Below are 19,570 nucleotides of genomic sequence, written 5' to 3'. Positions count from 1 at the left end.
TGCTCGCCGCGCTCGCCCTGCTCGCCCTGCTCGCCGCCGCGGCCGCCGCCCTCGTTGCCCTTGCCCTGCCCGCCCTCGCCGCCCATCGGCGCCTGGGCCGGGGCGGGCGCCTGCTGGGCGACGGCCGGGGCGACCGGGGCCGCCTGGGGGGCCGACGCGGGGGCGGCAGTGGCGTAAGTGATGCCGGTCACGGCGAGTGCGGCAGCGGCGGAGACGGCCGCGGTGACGACCTTGGAACGGTTCATGATCATGATGCCTTGCTCCTGTCTCAGAGAGGCCGGCTTTTGCGGCCGGCGTGTGATTGAAGGTACTGATCGCCCGCAAAGCTGTCATTTTGGGCATATCGGAATGGCTGGTGTGGGGGGCCGAATGGGGTACCCAGAGCTCCCGCAGGCCCGTCTCTCCAGCGCCTGACGGCACGTCAATCTTTCGCAATTCCTGGGCAGATTGATGAGGGATTAGGCCTTCAAGGTGATCTCTGATGCCTGATCACCCGTGCGGCAGCGAGTCGCCTGGAAATGTCGCCGCGAGAGGCTCACCAGATTCCAGGACGGGCGGGTCTCAGGTCTGATCACGTAGACCCCGCCCGCCGGGACCTTGTGCTCGTGCCGTCCGCCGTCCGCCGTCCGCCGTCCGCCGTCCGGTGTGGACCGGGCCGCCGTGCTGTGGTCAAGGGGGTGAGGGCGCGAGGGCAGGTCTGTGACGACCCCTCACCCGGCGGGCGTCGGCGTTCGGCAGGTCCGCCGGTAGGGGTCCGACATTGCGTCATGGCCGCAGCCGAGGGTTGCGAGGCCTTGGGCTGGACCGCACCTCGCGGGCACCCTGGGGTCGGCGGCGTTCAACGGCCGGGGCGAGGGTCGTCAGGGTCTGCCAGTGCTCGGGCCGCAGGGTGGGCCGGCATCAGCAGCGGGCCCGGTTGGTGGGGCAGCTGCGCAGACCTGCTGCAAACTCCTTCCCCGGAGCGGCTCCGGGCCGGGGTGGTGAGGGCGCGGTGTGCGGGGCGGGGGTCGTCATGTCGGCCAGGGCCGCGCTGGAGCGGCTGGGGCTGATGGGATGCCACAGCCGCCAGAAGGCCAGTTTGAGTACCGACTCTCGCGAGGGCGTGGGTGTTGCCGGTGGAGGAGCCGCCAGCCGGGGCCGACGGTGGGCGCCACGGGTATCGAAGGCCTGGTGGACCTCCAGGTCGGCCAGGCCGAGGTGGTCACTGAACTCGCTGATCGCCCGCGCCGCATCCTGCGTCTTCCGGGCCTGAACCTACAGATCGCCTACCCGCCCCGCTAGAGCAAACAGCGTAGCTGCATAGAAAAGTTGATGGCCAGTCATGCTTCGGGGCTCGGTCTTCGTATGGGGCTGGTGTGAGGGCGTCCGGCCCCTGTGGTTCGGGACGGGCAGGGGGCATATCACGCGGATCGAGTTCCTCGAGCGGTAGGGCCGCAGCCGCGCCGCCCCGGCGCGTCCCGCGGCCTCGCCATGTGGTCCGCTGGATCACGACCGTCCCGGGCCGGCTCCCCGTCGGCGGCGGCATGCAAAAGCCAACGTGATGTCGAGGATGTCCATGACGTGGTTGTCGTCGCCCGCGCGGGCGGGCCGGGGGAGGGGCACCGGGTGTGCGGCTTTTCGCTTTCGTCACCCGTTCGGGCTCGCCCGGCTGCCGCGGGGGAGAGCAGCGGCCGCTGCTGGGGAACACCGCCAACTGGGGGTGTTTCAGCGGGAATCTGCTCGGCGGTGAACCGGTGGAGCAGGAGGACGTCGGCGCGGGCAGCCGGGCGGCGCCTTCTGGCCGGGTTTAGTGTGGCGTGCGAGGCGCGTGGACCATGAAGCACTGGTCATGTGTGAGCGCCACGTACCGGCGCTCGGGGGCTGAGACCAGAACCCCGGCCCGATTGCGGCGGGCCGGGGTTCTACATGGTTCGAATGTTGCGTCTGGGCTTAGAAGCCGTCGAAACCGAAGTCGTCGAAGTCGAAGTCGAAGTCGCCCTTGTGGTGACCGACCACCCGGAAGCTGGCCACTACTCCGTCCTTGACGAACACGCCCCTGGCGTGGCCGGGCTTGATGCCGTTGGCTTCGCTGCGGGGGCCGACCGTGGCGACGGGGGCGCCGTTGTCGCAGGTCGCGCCGCGGAAGACCTCGACGCCCCTGCGGCTGTCGTTGCGGATGTTGAGGCTCTTGGAGCCGAGGCCGCTCACGATCGTGATGCAGCCGTCCGGGACGGCGGAGTACGTCCGCTCGTTGATGTGGATTCTGCCGATCTCGTGGTGGCGGCGCTTGCCGTGCTCGCCACGCTCGCCGCCTTCGCCGCGCTCGCCGCCTTCGCCGCCGCGACCGCCGCCCTCGTTGCCCTTGCCCTGTCCGCCCTCGCCGCCCATCGGGGCGTAGGCCGGAGCGGGCGCCTGCTGGGCGACGGCCGGGACCGTCTCGGGCATCGATGCGGGAGTGGCGGCGGCGTAGGTGATGCCGGTCGCGGCGAGTGCGGAAGCGGCGGCGATGGCCGCGGTGACGGCGGTGGAACGGGTCATGATCATGATGCCTTGCTCCTCTCTCTGAGGGGCCGGCTGTGAACAGCCGACGTGTGATTGAACGTAATGACCACCCCCAGAGCTGTCATTTCGGGCGTATCGGAAGTGCTGGTGCGGGGGAGCCGAACGGGGTACCCAGAGCACCCGCAGACCCGGCCGTCGGACTGCTGACGGGACGTCAATCATCTTCAAATGACGGCAAGATTGATGAGGCATTAGGCCTTCAAGGTGATCTCTGACGCCTGATCACCCATGCGGCAGCGGGTCGCCTGGAAAAGCCGCCACGAAGGGCTCAGAGATGCAGGGATGGGAGGGCCACAGACCGGACCACGGCAACCCCGCCCTGCCCGGGCCCTGTGCCCAAGCCGGCCGCCACCCGGCGTGGACCACGCCACCGTCTCGTAACCACGCGGTGAGGGCTTGAGGCCGGGGCCCCATGACGCCCCCTCACCCCGCCGACCCGCTCACGCCGAATTCCCCCATGCGTGCGAGAACCGCCCAGCACACGCGGCGCCGGCGCAGGTCACAGCCAGGTCGCCACGTTCGGTAGGGCTGTGGTCTGACACGTGTGCAACTCCCGGGCGGTCAGCGGGAGTACATCGGGCCGCTTCTGCCGTTGGGCAGGTTCGGCCCGTACCCGGAGCGGGTTCCGTGAGCAGTTCGAGGGGGTGATCTGGCGGTGGCGGATGTGTTCGCCTCGGTGCCGCGTATGGACCAGCGGGCCAAGGGCGACTGCTGCCTGGGTGGCTGACGTGTCGGTACCCAAGGAAGGCCGGATGTCGGTCGCGGTGGCCACCGAAGGCCCGCTCGCGCGCGACTTGGCTGTGCTGCTTGAGCGCGTCATCGCGGGTCTGGGTCATCGGAGTCTTGTCGGTCGGCATCTGAGAGAAGAAGGCTCGCACATCCGCCGACGCTGCTGCATCGCGTTTCTCTTCTCTCATACCGCAGTCGCTGTCGATGCCGCAGGCCATCGGATCGGCCAGCGGCGCTTCGTGAACCCCGACACCTTGACGCAGATGATGCGCTGCTGCTCGGCAAGCGATGGCTGCCCGGTTGACGAGGCTCATTGCCCAGCAGTGGCGCGACAGCGGACGTCGGGTCCTTGTCAGCTCAGGAACTCGGCAAGCGGAAACGAACGGCGACCCCGATCGAGGGGCGACTGCCTCAGTTCACCGCCACGCCGTACGGCTGAGCACCGGCGGTAACCGTCGAGATGACCTTGAGGGACGCGGGATCGATGACGGTAAGGGCGCCCGCTCCCTGGTTGGTGACGTAGATCGCGTGATCGGTGACCTCCAGATTGAACGGGTCGGTGCGGGCGGGCCTAGGGCGATGGTCGCTGAGACGTGCTTGCTTCCGGTGTCGATCACTGAGACGTTGCCGGGTCCGAGATCGGCGGAGTACGCGTAGCGGCCGTCCGGGCCGATGGCCACGTCGAAGGGCCCGTCTTCCGGGCACGCAGACCGTAGCGGTCGTCGAAGAGAGGGGCGCCCACCCCGACGGTCGTCCCAGGATGCTGGTGCTTGACGGTGCCGTGGTCGAAGGCGTCTTCGGCGGCCTACCCCCCCCCGCGGTGAGGAAGCGGGCTCGTGCGGTCAGCGTGCGGAACAACTCGGTGAGGTCCCTGCGGTTGGCCGCGGTGACGTCCAGCGAAACGAAAACAGCGTCCTGTTGGGGAGGAGTGGCGATACCCGCCTGGTAATAGCCATGGAAGGGAATCGTCCGAGACTTGGCTTCCACCGTGGCCCCGGACGGCGTTCCTGCGACTGTTACACCGTCTCTGAGGGCGGTCCCGCCCGCCGCTCCGACAGCGAAGCCCGACCTGCACCGTCGACGTCATCGCCCTCTGCAACGCCTCTGTCGACCACGTCGTCACGGCCCTGCTGACCGCCGCCGTCATCGATGTGATCGGCGGCGTCGCCAATGCCGAACTCCGGAAGGACCAGGTGCCCATCGTGGCCGGCCTCCCCGGCATTGTCACAACGATGACCGATCCGTGGCCCGCCGCGTACGGCTCGGCAGAATTCCTCCGAGCATGGGCCCAACAGCCCGGCTTCCGGCTCTTGAAGGAGCTTCTCCACCTGGCTCAGGCGAGCAGTACACGCTTGCGGAGCGACTGGCTGCCGGACGGCGTCGAGCCAGTCCGGCACATGCTCGCCCGGGCGTTGACTCGGTCAGCTGCTCGTAGTCCTCATGGTGGCTGGGCCGGGCATCGTGCCCGTCTCACGGCACGGGTGCTGCGTCGACCAGGAGGGGGCCGGCGCCGTCCGGCGCGCCGGAGAGGGCCTGTTCGGTCCAGATGATCTTGCCGCGGTGGGTGTAGCGGGTTCCCCAGCGCTGGGCGAGTTGGGCCACAAGGAACAGGCCGCGTCCGCCCTCGTCGGTGGTGGTGGCCCTGCACAGGCGAGGGGAGGTGCTGCTGCCGTCGGCAACCTCGCAGATCAGGGTGCGGTCGCGCAGCAGGCGCAGGCGGATGGGCTCGGTTCCGTAGCGGATCGCGTTGGTGATCAGTTCGCTGATGATCAGCTCGGTGGTGAAGGCCATCTCCTCCAGGCCCCACACCTCAAGCTGGCGGCTGGCACCGGCGCGGATACGGCGGACGGCCGCGGGGTGCCGTGGTACGTCCCAGGCCGCGACCTGGGTGGGGTCGAGCAAGCGGGTGCGGGCCACCAGCAGGGCGACGTCGTCGCGGGGGTGGTCCGGTTGCAGGGCGTCGAAGACTGCCTGGCAGGTGTGCTCCGGATCGCGGGCCGGGGTGTGCGGGGGTTCGGTGAGTGCCTGCCGTAGCAGGGCGAGGCCGGTGTCGATGTCCCGTTCACGTGTCTCGATCAGGCCGTCGGTGAACAGCACCATGCTGGACCCTTCCGGCAGTTGCAGATCGCAGGTTTCGATGGGCAGGCCGCCGCCCAGGCCCAGGGGTGGGGAGCCGGGTATGTCGGGGAGGACGACCGTGCCGTCCGGATGGACCAGGGCGGGTCCCAGATGGCCGGCCCTGGCCAGGGTGACCTGTTCGGCCACCGGGTCGTAGATGGCGTAGAGACACGTAGCCCCGGTGACGTCCTGCTCACCCTCTGGTCCGTCCTCGTCGATCCGGGTGACCAGTTCGTCGAGACGGCCGAGCAGTTCGTCGGGCGGCAGGTCGAGGGCCGAGAAGTTGTGCACCGCGGTGCGCAGGCGCCCCATGGTGGCGGCGGCGTGCAGGCCGTGGCCGACGACGTCACCGACCACCAGGGCTACGCGGGCTCCGGACAGGGGGATGACGTCGAACCAGTCGCCGCCCACCCCGGCCTGGGCGGGCAGGTAGCGGTGGGCGACCTCCAGCGCGTTCTGCAGGGGCAGAACGCGGGGGAGCAGGCTGCGCTGCAAGGCGACGGCCACGGTGTGCTCTTGGGTGTAGCGGCGGGCGTTGTCGATGCACACCGCGGCGCGGGCGGCCAGTTCCTCGGTGACCGGGAGATCCTCTTCCTCGAACGGGCCGCTGTGCTCCGAGCGCCAGAAGGTGGCCAGGCCCAGCACCACGCCGCGAGCCTTGAGCGGCACGCTGATCAGCGAACGGAGCCCCAGGTCGGGCACCAGGCGGGCAAGCTCCGGTACCCGCGCAAGCCAACTGGGAGAGACGGTCAGATCTCGCTCCAGCACCGCGTGCCCGCCCGCCAGGGCCATCGCCATCGGGGTGGCCGCGTCCCCGACGACGTGCCCGCCGGCTGCGGGCAACGGAGGACCCTGCCTCACGCCGCGGCAGGCGATGCGGAGCAGACCCGCGGTGTCCTCGGGCTCGGCCCCGTGCAGCACGGGTTCCAGCAACTCGACGGTGGCGTAGTCGGCGAAGCGGGACGTCGCGACCTCGGCGACCTCCTCCGCGGTGCGCGTCACATCCAGGGTGGTGCCTATCCGCATGCCCGCTTCGTACAGCAGCCGCAGCCGCTGCTGGGCCCGCTCGGCCCTGCCCGCGAGCGTCCGCAACTCGGTGGCGTCCCGAAGCGTCACCGCACAGCCCGGCTGTCCGCCGTAGGGAGCGGTGGGCCTTACGTTGACGGCCAGCAGTCGTTCCCCCGCGAAGTGCATCTGGTCGGTGACCGGACGGTCCGCCGTCAGCAGGTCGACCATCCCCGTATCCAGGCCCAGGGCGGCGATGGGGCGCCGCTCCACGTCCGGGGGCAGATCCAGCAGCCGCCGGGCCTCGTCGTTGGCCAGCATCAGCCGCCCGTCTCCGGCGGTGATCAGCACGCCTTCCCGGACGGCGTGCAGCACGGCGTCGTGGTGCTCGTACATGCGAGTCACCTCCGTCGGGCCGAGGCCGTGAGTCTGCCGACGCAGTCGTCGGCTCACCAGCGCCGATCCGCCCGTGCCCAGGGCGAGCGCGACGGCGGCCGCCCCCAGTACCACCGGCACCTGCCGGTTCACCACCGCGTTCACGTGCTGGACGGTGATCGCGACGGACACCGCACCGACGATCTTCCCGTCTGCCAGGATGACGGGCACGCCCGAGTCCACGGCCGGGCCGCGGGAGGTGGCGAAGGTTCTCGTGACGGTGAGGCCCTGGACCGTTTGCTGCTGGTACGGGCCGATGACGCGTTTCCCGATCAGGGAGGGATCGGGGTGGGTGAGACGGATCCCGTCGCGGTCGAAGACGACGACGAAGGCGACGCCGGTCTGCTTACGGACCTGCTCGGCACGCGGCTGCAGGATCGCGGTGGGATTGCGGCTGGTCAGCGCCTGCGCCGTTCCTGGTGCACTCGCGAACGTGTGGGCCACCGCCAAGGTGCGAGCACGAGCGTCCTGCAGGCTGTCGCGCCGGGCCTGGAGCACCAAGGCTACGACGGCGGCAATGACCAGGGCGGCCACGACCGCCGCCTGCAGCACGAACACCTGACCGGCGACGCTGCACCCAAGCCCCCGGAGACGCGACCACCGGGACGGGGCGCGGCGGGGAGACTCATGGGGGCACTCGTGATGGGCGAGCTCAGGGCCGGGGGCTGAGGCACATGCGTGCCGCCGGCGCAGTGACCATGAGACCGGCAATCGCCTCGAAAGTCCCACCATCCTTCTTTTCTAGCATCGCGTGGCTTCGGAGCCCGGATTCTTGCGCGAAGGGGAAACTGTGCTCCGGGAGCACGGGAGGAACGGGGTCGACAGCGATGGCGTGCAGGCTGTGAGGGGCCTCGCGTCATCGCGACTTCACATGCTCGGGGCGAAATTCTCGTGGAGGGCGCCTGTGCCCCACCTGCCCTTCGGTTCCTATCTCATTACCAGGTCTCTTCACAGGCTTACCTGGCCCTCGTGGGCGCCTTTCGGGATGGTCACCCGAACCCGTATCCGAAGGGTCATACGGCGACGGATGTCGTCCGCGTTCCCCTGGCCTGGCCTCAAGGCCATCCGCCTCTCACCGGGGCTGCATATGCAGAACGGACGTGCGTCTGGCACTACCCGCAACCTCTCCCCAAGGTTGCGCCGTTAGGTGAGGTATGCATCCCGAGCTCCACATCTGTCACCATGACGAGAACGGCTGGACCGTCGTCGAGATCCGCGGAGAGGTCGACGTGTACACCGTGCCCCGCATCCGCGAACACTTGGGCAAAAGGATTCAGGCGGGCCGGCACCGCCTCATCGTCGACCTGACAGGGACGACATTCATGGACTCGACCGGCCTTGGGCTCCTCGTCGGCATCCACAAGCGGATCCGTACACGTGCCGGCGCCCTGAGGCTGGTCATCGTGAACCCGAACATCCGGCAGATCTTCACCGTTACGAGCTTGGACCAAGTTTTCCCGATCTACGATTCAACGCAAGCTGCGATGGGGTGAAAGGGCCCCGCAGGCGAGGGGCGCTCCTTTTGCCGCTGAGGGTGGTGTTCATTGACCGGCTTCTGGCCCCGCTCCCTCATCTCCACAAGTCGCGGCCTTACCGATGGACGGATTCGGCGGTCACGCAGTCACCGCTCGTGCCAGCCGTGTGCCCCGTAGGGGCCGGTCCGGGGGCGGGTGGCTCGGTCCTTTGTGCCCAGGTGTAGACGCGCATGAGGGGGCGGATTACGGTTGCGTGCTGATCATCCACTGGCGAGGGGGACGTCCATGCAGCCGTCGTTGGCCGCCGACGAGCCGGGCGGCTCCGGCACACGTGAGTCGCCAGACCCGCGACGGCACCCCGCGTGGGCCCGCGGTGCACTGCGCGCGGTGACGACGGTGCACGCGGCGACCCTGTTCACCCAGGCCGTCCTCGCCGGGCGGTTCCTGTCCGGCGACTACGACATGCTCACCGCGCACGCGGTCAATGCCAACGTCATCGTCGCCGTCGGCCTCGTGCAGGTCGTGGTGGCGGTGCTGTACTGGCGGCCGGGCCGCGGTCCGGGCTGGCCGGGCGCAGTCAGTGCCGTGCTGCTCGTGGCCGAGGCCGGGCAGGCCGTCCTCGGCTACCAGCGGACCCTGGGGGTCCACGTCCCGCTCGGCGTGGCGCTCATCGCCGCCGGGCTGCTGCTCCTGGTCCAGGTGTGGCGCCCCCTGCCCCCAGGCCCTACGACCGCGCCCGGTGACACCGGGTCAGTGTCCGGGAGGGTGCCGCCGCCCGGATCGTCCCCGGAGACGTCGCGCTCCGCGCGGGAGGTCTCGTGAGGCCCGCGATACCGCGCCGCCGCCTCCTCGGCGTCCTGGGCGGCGCGGCCGCCCTGGCGGCGGTGGGCACACAGATCCCGCGACTGGCCGCCGGCGTCCAGACCGGAGAACTGCTCCGCAGCCTGCTGCCCCTGCCCGCCCCGTACCAGGTGCCGCTGCCGGTCCCGTCGGTGCTGACCCCGCGCCAGGACGCCACCACCGACTACTACGAGGTGACGCAGAAGGCCGCCACCCAGGAGATACTGCCCGGCCACACCACCGCGATCTGGGGGTACGAGGGGACCTTCCCCGGGCCCACCCTCGTCTCCCGCAGCGGCCGGCGGACCGTCGTCCGCCACCACAACGCGCTTCCTGTGCCCGCCGTCGTGCACCTGCACGGCGGCCACACCCCGTCGGCCAGCGACGGCTACCCCACCGACCTGATCGTGCCGGACGGGTTCACCGGCCCCCTCCCGCACCACGACCACCGGGCCAGCCTGGCCCACGGCTCACGCGTCTACGAGTACCCGCTCCAGCAGCGGGCCGCCACGCTCTGGTATCACGACCACCGCATGGACTTCACCGGCGCCGCCGTCTGGCGCGGACTGGCCGGGTTTCATCTCATACACGACGACGAGGAGGAGGCCCTGCCCCTGCCGCGCGGGGACCGGGACATCCCCCTCATGATCACCGACCGGGCCTTCGACGCCGACGGCTCCTTCCGCTACCCCGCGACCGACCCGACCCTGCTGCACACCCCAGGCGTGCAGCCGGACTACGTCGAAGGGGTCCTGGGTGACGTGATCCTGGTCAACGGCGCGCCGTGGCCCGTCCTGGAAGTCGACGCCGCCCGCTACCGGCTGCGCATCCTCAACGCCTCCAACGCACGCCGCTACCGGCTGGAGCTGGACCCCCAGCCCGCGGGCGGCGGCGCCCTGGTGCAGATCGGCTCCGACGGCGGCCTGCTGGCGGCCCCGAGAGCGCACGACGCGATCGTACTGGCGCCCGCGGAACGCTTCGACGTCGTCGTCGACTTCTCCCGCTACCGGGTCGGCGAGGAGGTCACCCTGGTCAACCGGCTCGGCAGCGGCACCACCGCCACGGTCATGCGCTTCCGGATCGCCCGGCGCGCCACCGACGACAGCACCGTGCCCGCGCGGCTGTCGGGCATCGAGCGCCTGGACCCGGCGCGCGCGACGGCGACCCGTACCTTCGCCTTCCGTGACCAGGGCGACGAGGGCTGGACGATCAACGGCCGGCCCTTCGACCCGATGCGGGCCGACGCCACCCCCCGGCTGGGAGCGCTGGAGGTCTGGCGGTTCACCAGCGACTTCCACCACCCGGTCCACCTGCACCTGGTGCACTTCCAGGTGCTCTCCCGCAACGGCGAGGCCCCCGGCCCCTACGACGCGGGCTGGAAGGACACCATCGACCTGAGCCCGGGCGAAGCGGTCTCGATCATCACCAGATTCACCGGCTACCGGGGGCGTTTCGTCTTCCACTGTCACAACCTGGAGCACGAGGACATGGCGATGATGGCCAACTTCGAAGTCGTCTAACTAGCTAGTTGCCCCAACAGGCAACCTTCGCCCCGTCGCGACGCCCGGCACGCACTCTCGCCGCACCGGCCGAAAGCCCACCCCAGCGGCAGCCCGGCTGACCCTACGGCTTCGGACGGTTGATCCGGGCGAGTAGGAGGGCGACGTCGTCGTCGGGGTGGGGGGCGAGTTGGTTCATTACGGTTCGGCTGAGGGCGTCCAGCGGCAGCGTGGGGTTGGCGGTCAGTACGTCGCAAAGCTGGGTCAGGCGCTGGTCGAGGTCCGTGTAGCGGGTCTCGACGAGGCCGTCGGTGTAGAGGGTGAGAATGCTGCCTGGGGGCAGCGGCAGCTCGGTCGGTACGAAGTCGGTGCCGTCGACTCCCAGCGGCGCACCGGCGGGCAGTTCCAGCAGTTCGGCGGTGCCGTCGGGGTGGACGACGGCAGGCGGGGGATGGCCTGCCCGGGTGATCGAGCAGCGGCCGGCCACTGGGTCGCAGACCGCGTAGACGCAGGTGGCCAGGAGTGCGTCAGGAAGGTCCGTCAGACTGGTGTCGAGCAGGCTGGTGTCGAGTTGCCGAAGCAGCTGTTCCGGAGGCAGCGCCAGGCGGGTGAGCGCGCGCATGGTGCCGCGCAGCTGCCCCATGGCGGCAGCGGCCTCGATGCCGTGCCCCATAACGTCCCCGACCACCAGGGCGGCCCGTCCGCCGGGCATCTCCACGACGTCGTACCAGTCACCACCGACCTCGTTGACGTCGCTCGCAGGCCGGTAGCAGTGGGCGACCTCGATGCCGGGCGGGGACGTCAGCCGGTGCGGCAGCAGAGTGCGTTGCAGCGTTACGGCGGTGTCGTGCTCGCGGGTGTACAGGCGGGCGTTGTCGAGGTAGACCGCCGCGCGGGAGGCCATGTCGCGGGCGAGCGTCACGTCGTCGGGCGAGAAAGGCAGGGAGGGGCCCGACCGGAAGAAGCCGGCCGCCCCCAGCACCCTGCCGCGGGCGAGCAGCGGGACCATCAGCAGGGAGTGCACCCCCAGCTCGCGCAGCCGCCGGACGACGTCGGTGTGGCAGGAGGAGGCGCCGATGGCTCGCTCGTCCACCTCCACGACCACGAACGGTTCCCGACGTGCTATGGCCTGCACATACGGTGCGTCCAGCGGGAAGTGCAGGGTCGCGCCCAGCGGGGCGAGGACCTCGGCTGCCGGCGAGCCCGGGGCCGCGGACTTGCCGAGCCGCCGTACCGCGATGCCGTCGGTCAGGTCGCTGCCGGGCTCCGCGGCGTCGTCGGCGACCGCCGCCAACAGGTCCACGGTGGCGGTGTCGGCAAGTCCGCGCAGCGCCACGTCGGCCAGTTCCTGCGCGGTCTGCCGCATGTCCAGGATGGTGCCGATGCGGGTGCCGGCCTCGTTGAGCAGGTCGAGCCGCCGGTGGCTCTCCGCGGCCGCGCGCTCGGCCCGGTCCTGTGCGGTGACGTCGATCACCGAGGCGCCGACGCCGAACGAACGTCCCCGGGTGTCTTCCAGGCGGAAGTAGGAGCAGGACCACACCCGGTCCTTATGCGGGGCCGCCGGGGTGCGGCCCGTCACACGGAGGTCGACCACGGGCTCGCCGGTGTCCAGCACCCGCTGCATCACAGTCTCCACCTCAGCGGTGTCTATATCGGGCAGCAGGTCGGATACCCGCCGGCCGAGGTGCTCGGCCTCGGGCACGCCGTTGATCGCTTGCAGGGCGCTGTTGACCCGCAGAAAGCGCAGCTCGCTGTCGAGGGCGGACAGCCCGACCGGCGACTGGCCGCACAGGCCTTCCATGATGGCGCGGGACACCCGCATCTCCAGCGCTGCGGAAACGTCCACGAGGAATGCGAGCACGTGACCGTCGGCGCCGGGCGGTTCAGGGACCCGGTGAGCGCACACTGCGAGGTCCACCAGGTGCCCGTCCCGGTGCCGCACCCTGCACGGCCTCGTCGATGCACGACCTAGGGTGAGCCGCTCCAGCAGCGACCGGGCCCCGGGACGGCACTCCGCCGGGACGAGCCGCTCCCCGCGGCTGCCCAGCACCTCCTCCGCCGGGTAACCGAGCAGGGCCTCAGCCCCCGCATCCCAGTAAGCGATGCGGCCCAGGGCATCCACCCGCACTCCGGCCACCAGCAATTCGTCCGGCCACAGACGACCACCGGCGCGTATCCCGGCCGCCTGATCGAATACCTCGCGACGGTGCATGGCACACCTCCCAGGCTGCTCACTTCCACTGCCCGCATCCTGGACATGCCCGGCCTGGCACCGCCGGTCTCGGCGTGGGCCTACTCCTTGCTCCGCGCCTCCACCAGACGGCCGCAGATCGCCGCCATCATCATCCGCCGTGTCATCCGCACCGCTCAGCGGGCCCTGCGCCACGCCGGCGTAGCTGAGATGGAACTCTGGAGGAATGATGCCCGCGACACCTCAGGGTGAAAACGGCCGTTGACGTCATATTGGTTCCGGTTCAGCCCGACTTGCGAGGCCGTGCGTACCGCAGCGAGGCTGGTAGCAGGGAAGGCCGCTCTTCTCGTGGGCCCCGGCGTCCGCCTGTACCCGAATCTGCTGGAATCGCACGGCGGCGGCCTGTGGTACGCCTCGGGCTCTGGCGGGTACCGCTGTGCACCCAGTGCCACGGCTCCGCTGGTTGAGTGCTCACATGCCTCGTTCCCTGCGTCAGGGATGTCCCCGACGCGGGGACATCGATCGAGAAGGCATCATCATGTCCCTCAAGGAAATCCTCCCTGGCCGTCTCGGCTTCGGCACTGCCCCGCTCGGCAACATGTTCCGCGCGATCCCCGACGAGGAGGCCCTCGCCACCGTGGAGGCTGCCTGGGACCAGGGCATCCGCTACTACGACACCGCCCCCTTCTACGGAGCCGGCCTCGCCGAGGAGCGCCTGGGCAAGGTGCTCTCGGTCAAGCCCCGCGACTCCTACGTGCTGTCCACCAAGGTCGGCCGCGTCATCCTCGACGAGCCGGAGACCGCCGTCCGCGAACTCGGCGAGAAGGGCGGGATCTTCGAGCACGGCAACCCCAACAAGATGCTCCACGAGTGGACCGCCGAGGCCACCGAGCGCTCCATCGAGGACAGTCTCAAGCGCCTGGGCGTCGACCGGCTCGACATCGTCTGGGTCCACGACGTCTCCCAGGACTTCCACGGCGACCTGTGGCTTCAGAAGTTCGAAGAGGCCCGCACCGGAGCCTTCCGGGTGCTGTCACGGCTGCGCGACCAGGGCGTCATCAAGGCCTGGGGCCTGGGTGTCAACCGCACCGAGCCGATCGAGCTGACCCTGGCCCTGGACGAGCCCCGCCCCGACGGCTTCCTCCTCGCCGGCCGCTACACCCTCCTCGACCACGACCACGCCCTGCAGCGGCTGCTGCCCATGGCCCAAGAGCAGAACGTCGGCATGGTCGTCGGCGGCCCCTACAGTTCCGGCATCCTCGCCGGCGGCGCCCACTTCGAGTACCAGCAGGCACCGCCGGAGATCATCGAGCGCGTCCGCAAGCTCCAGGCCCTCGCCGAGAAGCACGGCGTCGGCATCAAGGCCGCCGCCCTGCAGTTCTCCCTCGCCCACCCCGTGGCCGCCGCCGCCGTCCCCGGCGCCACCCGGCCCAGCCGCATCGCCGAGGACGTCGCTGCCCTGAACGAGACCGTCCCGGCCGCGTTCTGGCACGACCTGCGCGCCGGCGGCCTGGTCAACCCCGCTGCCCCGCTCCCCAACGGCGCCTGACCGTCCCAACCTCACACCCCAGAATCAGGAGAACGACCATGGCATCGACCTCGGTCAGCCGCGTAGTGCCGGCCTCGCCCGCGAAGGTGTGGAGCCTCGTCGGCGGCTTCGACGCCCTGCCCGACTGGCTCCCGTACATCCTTGAGAGCACCGCGCTCGAAGGCGGCCGGGTCCGTCAGTTGAAGAACCCGGACGGCGAGGTCATCGTCGAGCGCCTGGTGGACTTCAACGAGACCGAACGCCACTACAGCTACGCCATTGTCGAAGCACCCTTCCCCGTTACCGGTTACGTCTCCACCATCAGGGTCCACGCGGTTCCCGGCCGTGAGGACCTCGCCGAGGTGCAGTGGTCCGGACGCTTCGCCCCCGACGGCGTCAGCGATGACGAGGTGGTCGACCTGTTCACCGGGATCTATCGCGACGGCCTCGACGCCCTGCACAAGACGCTGTCCGGCTGACAAAGGATGAGGGCACGGTAGCCGGTGTGATGTGTGGTCGGGGCCTGGAGACGCCGGAAGGAATCGTGCGCCAAACATTCACAATGGCCACTGGCTGAACATGCCTGGAATCCAACTTCGATCATGGATTGGCCAATTATGGTCATTTACTCCATTCTTTGGAGTTTCGGTCTGACTCTGGATGATGGAAGCGGGCCCCGTCCTGTCACGGCTTGAAATGCCGTGCCCGGCCCGCGCTTGGGGGGTGAAAACCGTGTCCGAGGAGTCCGAGAGGGTCGGAGCTGTCAGCCGGTTCCGTTATGACGAGATTGTGACCGAGCTCCGTCAGGTACTCGAACAGCAGGCGCAGGGGCAGTTCACCATCGGTGACCGTGCGCTGGAGATCGAGCCGATGCGTCTGCCCGACGACGGGGCGGCCCCGCCTGGCCGGGACCTGTTCAGCGTCCGCCAGACCCTGGCCCGGCTCGCGGAGGACATCGGCCTGTGCCACAGTACGGTGGTGAACGTCCGCTGGACAGCGGCGCGGTGGCCGAAGAAATATCGTCGGGCGGGGGTGTCCTTCACCGTTCACCGGGTCCTGGGCAGCATTCCTGATGAGGCAGAGCGGTTCGCCGCGATCAAGACCTTGCCCGTGGGCAAGAGCCGGTGGACGGTCGACGACGCCAGGCGGAGGGTCGGACGTCAGGTCGCCAACCCCGTCTCGCCGGAGGAGAAGATCACCGCGATCCACTCGCTGGCTCGGGCCGAAGAGGTCGCCGCGGCGGTGACCTCGGACTTCCTGAAGCGACCGACGGTCGCAGCGAAGGTGTCGGAACAGGAGAAGGTCCGGGTGGTGGAGGAGCTCACCCGGGATGAGTCGGTGGCGACCACGGCGGTCACGGGTCTGCTGCGGCGCCCGGACGTCGCGTTCAAGGCGATGGCCGACGATGCCGCCCGCTTCCAGGTCAACCAGGCCCAGAACGAACGCAGCCGGCAGGCCCGCGAGGATGAGGTCGCCGACCGTACCAGCCCCATGGCCCCGGCCGTCCGTCACATCGACCGGACGGTGGAGTTCCTGGACCTGGTCACCTCCTGCCACGCCTGCGTCGCGGCCGCCAACCGCACCGTCTCCGGTCTGCCGGACTGCACCCTGAGCGAGGACGAACGCACGATCGTGCACGCGAGTGTTGCGAAGGTACGGGGTGTGTTGACTGAACTAAAGCTGGAGTTGTCGCAGGTCAGTGACCTATTGGGGGGCGTTGGCTGATGTGTTGGCCGGAGCGCCACGGGACGGTCAGGCGGAGCCTGGGCGCGCTGTTCACCAGCTGATTCCGGCCGCCACCGGCAGGTGGTCGCTGCCGGTGGCCGGCAGCACCCACGAGCTCTCCGGCTTCACGTCGCGGACCAGGATCTGGTCGATCCGCGCCACCGGGAACTTCGCCGGCCAGCTGAAGCCGAAGCCGTCCCCGGCCGCGTCCTGGACCGAGTGCAGCTGCGAGGTGATGTCGGCGAACGCGCGGTCGTCCACGGTGCCGTTCAGGTCGCCGAGCAGCACCACCCGCTCACTCGGATCGGCGGCGATGGCCTCGCCGAGCGCCTGTGCGCCTCTGTCCCGTGAGGCCGTCCAAAAGCCATTCCTGGGCAACAGCCGTACGGACCCCAGGTGGGCCACATACACCGTCAGCGGCCCGTGGTCCGTGGCCACCGTGGTGCGCAGCGCCCGGGTGTAGGCCATCTTGATCTCGACTGGCTTGGTGTCCGCCAGCGGCCCGTAGTCCATCTTGATGTCGACCGGCTTGGTGTCCGACAGCGGCAGCCTGCTCCACAGCCCGACCGTGCCCTGCACCGTGTGGTACGGGTACACCTTCGCCAACTCCTTCTCGTACAGCGGCTTCGCCTGCGGGGCGATCTCCTCCAGGGCCAGTACGTCCGCCCCGGAGGCGGCCAGGTCGCGCGCGGTGCCGACCGGGTCGGGGTTGTCGGCGCCGACGTTGTGGCTGGCCACGGTGAGGTCGCTGCCCGGGTGGGACTTGTCGCCGAGCAGCCCGCCGAAGAGGCTCAGCCACACCGTGACCGGCAGCAGCAGCGCGGCCACCGCGGAGGCGGCGCGGCGCCACAGCGCCCCGGCCAGCAGCACCGGGATGAACAGGCCGAACCACGGCAGGAAGGTCTCCACCAGGCTGCCGAGGCCCCCGCGGTCCGTGATCTGCGCGTGCAGCAGCATGACCAGGCCGAGCAGCAGCGCCAGCGCCGCGACCACCGGGCCCCGCTTCCACGGGCCCGGCCGCGAGGCGATGCGGATCGCCCGGCGGATGCCCGCGCGCCAGGTGGTGGAGCCGGCATCCCGGTGGCCGCCGCCGGCTTGTGCGGGCTCCGCCGTGTGCACCTGCGTCATCGTCTGTCCGCGCTCACTGCCGGTCACTGCTGCATCCTCGGGGCCTGGGTGAGGTCGGCGGGTGTGGGTCATACCGCCAGTCAACGCAGCGTGGTGTTGTCGGCACGTATGGGATTTTCGATACGCCGACGATATGCGTCGGCTCGTAGCATCGAGGGCATGCGCGTGTTGATCGTCGAGGACGAACCCTTTCTGGCAGAAGCCATCCGCGACGGCCTGCGCCTGGAAGCGATCGCGGCCGACATCGCAGGTGACGGCGACACCGCTCTGGAACTGCTGGGCGTCAACGCCTACGACATCGCCGTCCTCGACCGCGACATCCCCGGACCGTCCGGTGACGAGATCGCCACACGCATCGTCGCCTCCGGCAGCGGCATGCCGATCCTCATGCTCACCGCGGCCGACCGTCTCGACGACAAGGCCTCCGGGTTCGGACTCGGCGCCGACGACTACCTCACCAAGCCGTTCGAACTGCGAGAGCTCGCGCTCAGGCTCAGAGCACTCGACCGCAGGCGCGCCCACAGCAGGCCTCCCGTGCGAGAGATCGCAGGTGTGCGCCTTGACCCGTTCCGCAGAGAGGTCTACCGGGGCGGCCGCTACGTCGCGCTGACCAGGAAGCAGTTCGCAGTGCTCGAAGTCCTCGTCGCCGCCGACGGCGGTGTCGTCAGCGCCGAAGAACTCCTGGAACGCGCGTGGGACGAGAACGCCGACCCGTTCACGAACGCCGTACGCATCACCGTCTCGGCACTGCGCAAGCGTCTCGGAGAACCCTGGATCATCGCCACCGTGCCAGGCGTCGGCTACCGCATCGACACGCACTCAGAGGCCGGTCACAAGGGAGGCGAGCGTGGATAGAGCACCTGGGTTGAGCGTTCGCCTCAAACTCACCCTCAGCTACACCGGATTCCTCATGCTTGCCGGCGTCCTGCTGCTCGCGGCGGTGTGGGTGTTCCTCCTGCGTTACGTCCCCGAGCGCGCGCTCATCGTCCCCGGCTCCACTGGCACCTCCACTCATGGTGTTTTTCCCATCCGGTCCAACCTCCTGCACGTTTTCGCCCCGAGGGCAGCCGCAGTGTTGGCGTTCCTTCTGGTGTTCAGCGCCGTGGGAGGGTGGATCCTCGCCGGCCGGATGCTCGGCCCGCTGACTCGCATCACGGGCGCCACCCGCCTGGCCTCGACCGGATCGCTCTCTCACCGAATCCGGCTACCGGGCCGCAAGGACGAGTTCCGCGAACTCGCCGACGCCTTCGACACGATGCTGGCACGGCTCGAAGCACACGTCGCCGAACAGCAGAGATTCGCAGCCAACGCCTCTCACGAACTGCGTACCCCGCTGGCGATCTCGAAGGCACTCCTCGACGTGGCCCGCACCGATCCGAACTGCGACACCGGCGAAGTCATCGACCGCCTCCACGCCGTCAACACCCGGGCGATCGACCTTACCGAGGCGCTGCTCCTACTCAGCCGCGCTGAGCAGCGGTCCTTCGCCCGACAACACGTCGACCTGTCCCTCATGGCGGAAGAAGCCACCGAAACACTCCTCCCCCTCGCGGAAAAGCATCGCGTCACCATCGAGACCTGCGGCGACATCACCCCCACGATCGGATCGCAAGCGCTGCTCCTACAGCTGACCACGAACCTCGTGCACAACGCGATCGTCCACAACCTGCCTGCGCAGGGCACCGTGTGGGTCAATACCAGTGTCCGCCTCAAGACTGTGGTGCTCACTGTCGAAAACACCGGCGAGAAGCTCACCCCAGCGATGGTCTCGACGCTCACCGAACCGTTCCAGCGCGGCACCGAACGCATACGCACCGACCACGCGGGCGTCGGCCTCGGCCTGGCAATCGCCAAAACCATCACCCACGCACACCACGGAACACTCACCCTCACTCCGCGCTCCGCCGGCGGGATCCGCGTCACTGTGGAACTACCCACGACAGACCCACACTCCGGCAGGTAACGAATCAGGGAATTGGTGCGCCGTCACCCCACGGCATGCTGTTCGCGGCGGCTGCGGGCTATGTCGGGGGCACCGCAACAACGGTCTCCCGCATCACACTAGGAACGGATACAGCGGCCGGTTGGCCGGTCGGCGGGTGGGCGGCACTGGAGGGGGAAGTCGGCGGCGCTCGTGCTCAGGTAGCGGCCGATGCACGCGTTGGCCGTGGTTCTGCCGCGCGCTGCTTGAGTTCCCGGTAATCGTGCTCGATGCGCCAGCGGATCTTGGCCAGGCGGACCAGTTCAGCCATCGAGGTGGCGGCGGGCAGGTTGGACAGCCAGTAGTCGGTGGGTGCTTCGGCGTCTTCGGGCCATTCGACCAGCAGCGTGACCTCGGGCAGGACACCGTTCCAGC

General features: G+C 69.5%; 13 protein-coding genes and 5 pseudogenes. 9 read left to right on the top strand and 9 right to left on the bottom strand.

Annotated elements, in window-relative coordinates; genetic code table 11:
• The 5 genes and pseudogenes from ACWEK3_RS39405 to ACWEK3_RS39385 form a co-directional block, all read right to left on the bottom strand.
• A pseudogene (locus tag ACWEK3_RS39405) lies at positions 1-251 on the bottom strand (hypothetical protein); the annotation flags it as partial.
• A 1,678-nt stretch (positions 252-1,929) separates the two neighbouring features.
• The gene (locus ACWEK3_RS39400; RefSeq protein ID WP_453251958.1) at positions 1,930-2,523 is read right to left on the bottom strand and encodes a hypothetical protein; all 594 of its coding nucleotides are present in this window, start codon (positions 2,521-2,523) and stop codon (positions 1,930-1,932) included.
• A gap of 1,158 nt (positions 2,524-3,681) precedes the next feature.
• Positions 3,682-3,795 (bottom strand): hypothetical protein, encoded by a 114-nt coding sequence (locus ACWEK3_RS39395; RefSeq protein WP_453251960.1) that lies wholly within the window; start codon positions 3,793-3,795, stop codon positions 3,682-3,684.
• A gap of 56 nt (positions 3,796-3,851) precedes the next feature.
• Positions 3,852-3,950 (bottom strand): annotated as a pseudogene (locus ACWEK3_RS39390) (hypothetical protein); the annotation flags it as partial.
• Positions 3,951-4,074: 124 nt separating this feature from the next.
• Positions 4,075-4,257, bottom strand: a pseudogene (locus tag ACWEK3_RS39385) (Dyp-type peroxidase domain-containing protein); the annotation flags it as partial.
• 83 nt (positions 4,258-4,340) lie between these two features.
• Here ACWEK3_RS39385 and ACWEK3_RS39380 point away from each other — a divergent pair.
• Positions 4,341-4,820 (top strand): annotated as a pseudogene (locus ACWEK3_RS39380) (DUF6368 family protein); the annotation flags it as partial.
• Here the strand turns inward: ACWEK3_RS39380 and ACWEK3_RS39375 are convergent.
• A complete protein-coding gene (locus ACWEK3_RS39375; RefSeq protein WP_453251957.1) occupies positions 4,741-7,386 on the bottom strand; it encodes a SpoIIE family protein phosphatase in 2,646 nt (881 codons plus the stop codon). The pseudogene ACWEK3_RS39380 and the gene ACWEK3_RS39375 sit on opposite strands and share 80 nt — an antisense overlap.
• Before the next feature lie 596 nt (positions 7,387-7,982).
• Between ACWEK3_RS39375 and ACWEK3_RS39370 the strand changes: the two genes are divergently transcribed.
• The 3 genes from ACWEK3_RS39370 (at position 7,983) to ACWEK3_RS39360 (ending at position 10,663) form a co-directional block, all read left to right on the top strand.
• On the top strand, positions 7,983-8,321 hold the full coding sequence (locus ACWEK3_RS39370) for an STAS domain-containing protein (protein ID WP_450544040.1): 339 nt from the start codon (positions 7,983-7,985) through the stop codon (positions 8,319-8,321).
• 267 nt (positions 8,322-8,588) lie between these two features.
• Positions 8,589-9,125, top strand: coding sequence for a hypothetical protein (locus tag ACWEK3_RS39365; RefSeq protein ID WP_453251956.1), 537 nt, complete (start codon positions 8,589-8,591; stop codon positions 9,123-9,125).
• Complete coding sequence (locus ACWEK3_RS39360) at positions 9,122-10,663, top strand: multicopper oxidase family protein (protein ID WP_453251955.1); 1,542 nt, start codon at positions 9,122-9,124, stop codon at positions 10,661-10,663. The genes ACWEK3_RS39365 and ACWEK3_RS39360 overlap by 4 nt, the downstream gene beginning before the upstream one ends.
• Positions 10,664-10,766: 103 nt before the next feature.
• Here ACWEK3_RS39360 and ACWEK3_RS39355 read toward each other — a convergent pair whose 3' ends face one another.
• Positions 10,767-12,854, bottom strand: coding sequence for a SpoIIE family protein phosphatase (locus ACWEK3_RS39355; RefSeq protein ID WP_453251954.1), 2,088 nt, complete (start codon positions 12,852-12,854; stop codon positions 10,767-10,769).
• 517 nt (positions 12,855-13,371) lie between these two features.
• On the opposite strand from ACWEK3_RS39355, the gene ACWEK3_RS39350 reads away from it, so the two are divergent.
• The 3 genes from ACWEK3_RS39350 (at position 13,372) to ACWEK3_RS39340 (ending at position 16,086) form a co-directional block, all read left to right on the top strand.
• The gene (locus ACWEK3_RS39350) at positions 13,372-14,382 is read left to right on the top strand and encodes an aldo/keto reductase (protein ID WP_453251953.1); all 1,011 of its coding nucleotides are present in this window, start codon (positions 13,372-13,374) and stop codon (positions 14,380-14,382) included.
• Between the two features lie 38 nt (positions 14,383-14,420).
• A complete protein-coding gene (locus tag ACWEK3_RS39345; RefSeq protein ID WP_450544051.1) occupies positions 14,421-14,840 on the top strand; it encodes an SRPBCC family protein in 420 nt (139 codons plus the stop codon).
• A gap of 217 nt (positions 14,841-15,057) precedes the next feature.
• On the top strand, positions 15,058-16,086 hold the full coding sequence (locus ACWEK3_RS39340; RefSeq protein ID WP_453251952.1) for a DUF6192 family protein: 1,029 nt from the start codon (positions 15,058-15,060) through the stop codon (positions 16,084-16,086).
• Positions 16,087-16,137: 51 nt separating this feature from the next.
• Here ACWEK3_RS39340 and ACWEK3_RS39335 read toward each other — a convergent pair whose 3' ends face one another.
• Positions 16,138-17,214 (bottom strand): endonuclease/exonuclease/phosphatase family protein, encoded by a 1,077-nt coding sequence (locus ACWEK3_RS39335; protein WP_453251959.1) that lies wholly within the window; start codon positions 17,212-17,214, stop codon positions 16,138-16,140.
• A 159-nt stretch (positions 17,215-17,373) separates the two neighbouring features.
• Between ACWEK3_RS39335 and ACWEK3_RS39330 the strand changes: the two genes are divergently transcribed.
• Together ACWEK3_RS39330 and ACWEK3_RS39325 are read left to right on the top strand one after the other, a co-directional pair.
• Complete coding sequence (locus tag ACWEK3_RS39330; protein ID WP_450544053.1) at positions 17,374-18,069, top strand: response regulator transcription factor; 696 nt, start codon at positions 17,374-17,376, stop codon at positions 18,067-18,069.
• Complete coding sequence (locus ACWEK3_RS39325; protein WP_450544055.1) at positions 18,062-19,177, top strand: sensor histidine kinase; 1,116 nt, start codon at positions 18,062-18,064, stop codon at positions 19,175-19,177. The genes ACWEK3_RS39330 and ACWEK3_RS39325 overlap by 8 nt, the downstream gene beginning before the upstream one ends.
• A 223-nt stretch (positions 19,178-19,400) precedes the next feature.
• Here ACWEK3_RS39325 and ACWEK3_RS39320 read toward each other — a convergent pair.
• A pseudogene (locus ACWEK3_RS39320) lies at positions 19,401-19,570 on the bottom strand (IS701 family transposase); the annotation flags it as partial.

It is taken from the genome of Streptomyces sp. NPDC004721 (assembly GCF_053601495.1).
This window is presented reverse-complemented; position numbering and strand designations above follow the sequence as displayed.

Coding starts and splice junctions, on each gene's coding strand:
- ACWEK3_RS39400 (WP_453251958.1), bottom strand. CDS start 2,523: ATGATCATGACCCGTTCCACCGCCGTCACCGCGGCCATCGCCGCCGCT.
- ACWEK3_RS39370 (WP_450544040.1), top strand. CDS start 7,983: ATGCATCCCGAGCTCCACATCTGTCACCATGACGAGAACGGCTGGACC.
- ACWEK3_RS39365 (WP_453251956.1), top strand. CDS start 8,589: ATGCAGCCGTCGTTGGCCGCCGACGAGCCGGGCGGCTCCGGCACACGT.
- ACWEK3_RS39355 (WP_453251954.1), bottom strand. CDS start 12,854: ATGCACCGTCGCGAGGTATTCGATCAGGCGGCCGGGATACGCGCCGGT.
- ACWEK3_RS39350 (WP_453251953.1), top strand. CDS start 13,372: ATGTCCCTCAAGGAAATCCTCCCTGGCCGTCTCGGCTTCGGCACTGCC.
- ACWEK3_RS39345 (WP_450544051.1), top strand. CDS start 14,421: ATGGCATCGACCTCGGTCAGCCGCGTAGTGCCGGCCTCGCCCGCGAAG.
- ACWEK3_RS39340 (WP_453251952.1), top strand. CDS start 15,058: ATGCCGTGCCCGGCCCGCGCTTGGGGGGTGAAAACCGTGTCCGAGGAG.
- ACWEK3_RS39335 (WP_453251959.1), bottom strand. CDS start 17,214: ATGACGCAGGTGCACACGGCGGAGCCCGCACAAGCCGGCGGCGGCCAC.
- ACWEK3_RS39330 (WP_450544053.1), top strand. CDS start 17,374: ATGCGCGTGTTGATCGTCGAGGACGAACCCTTTCTGGCAGAAGCCATC.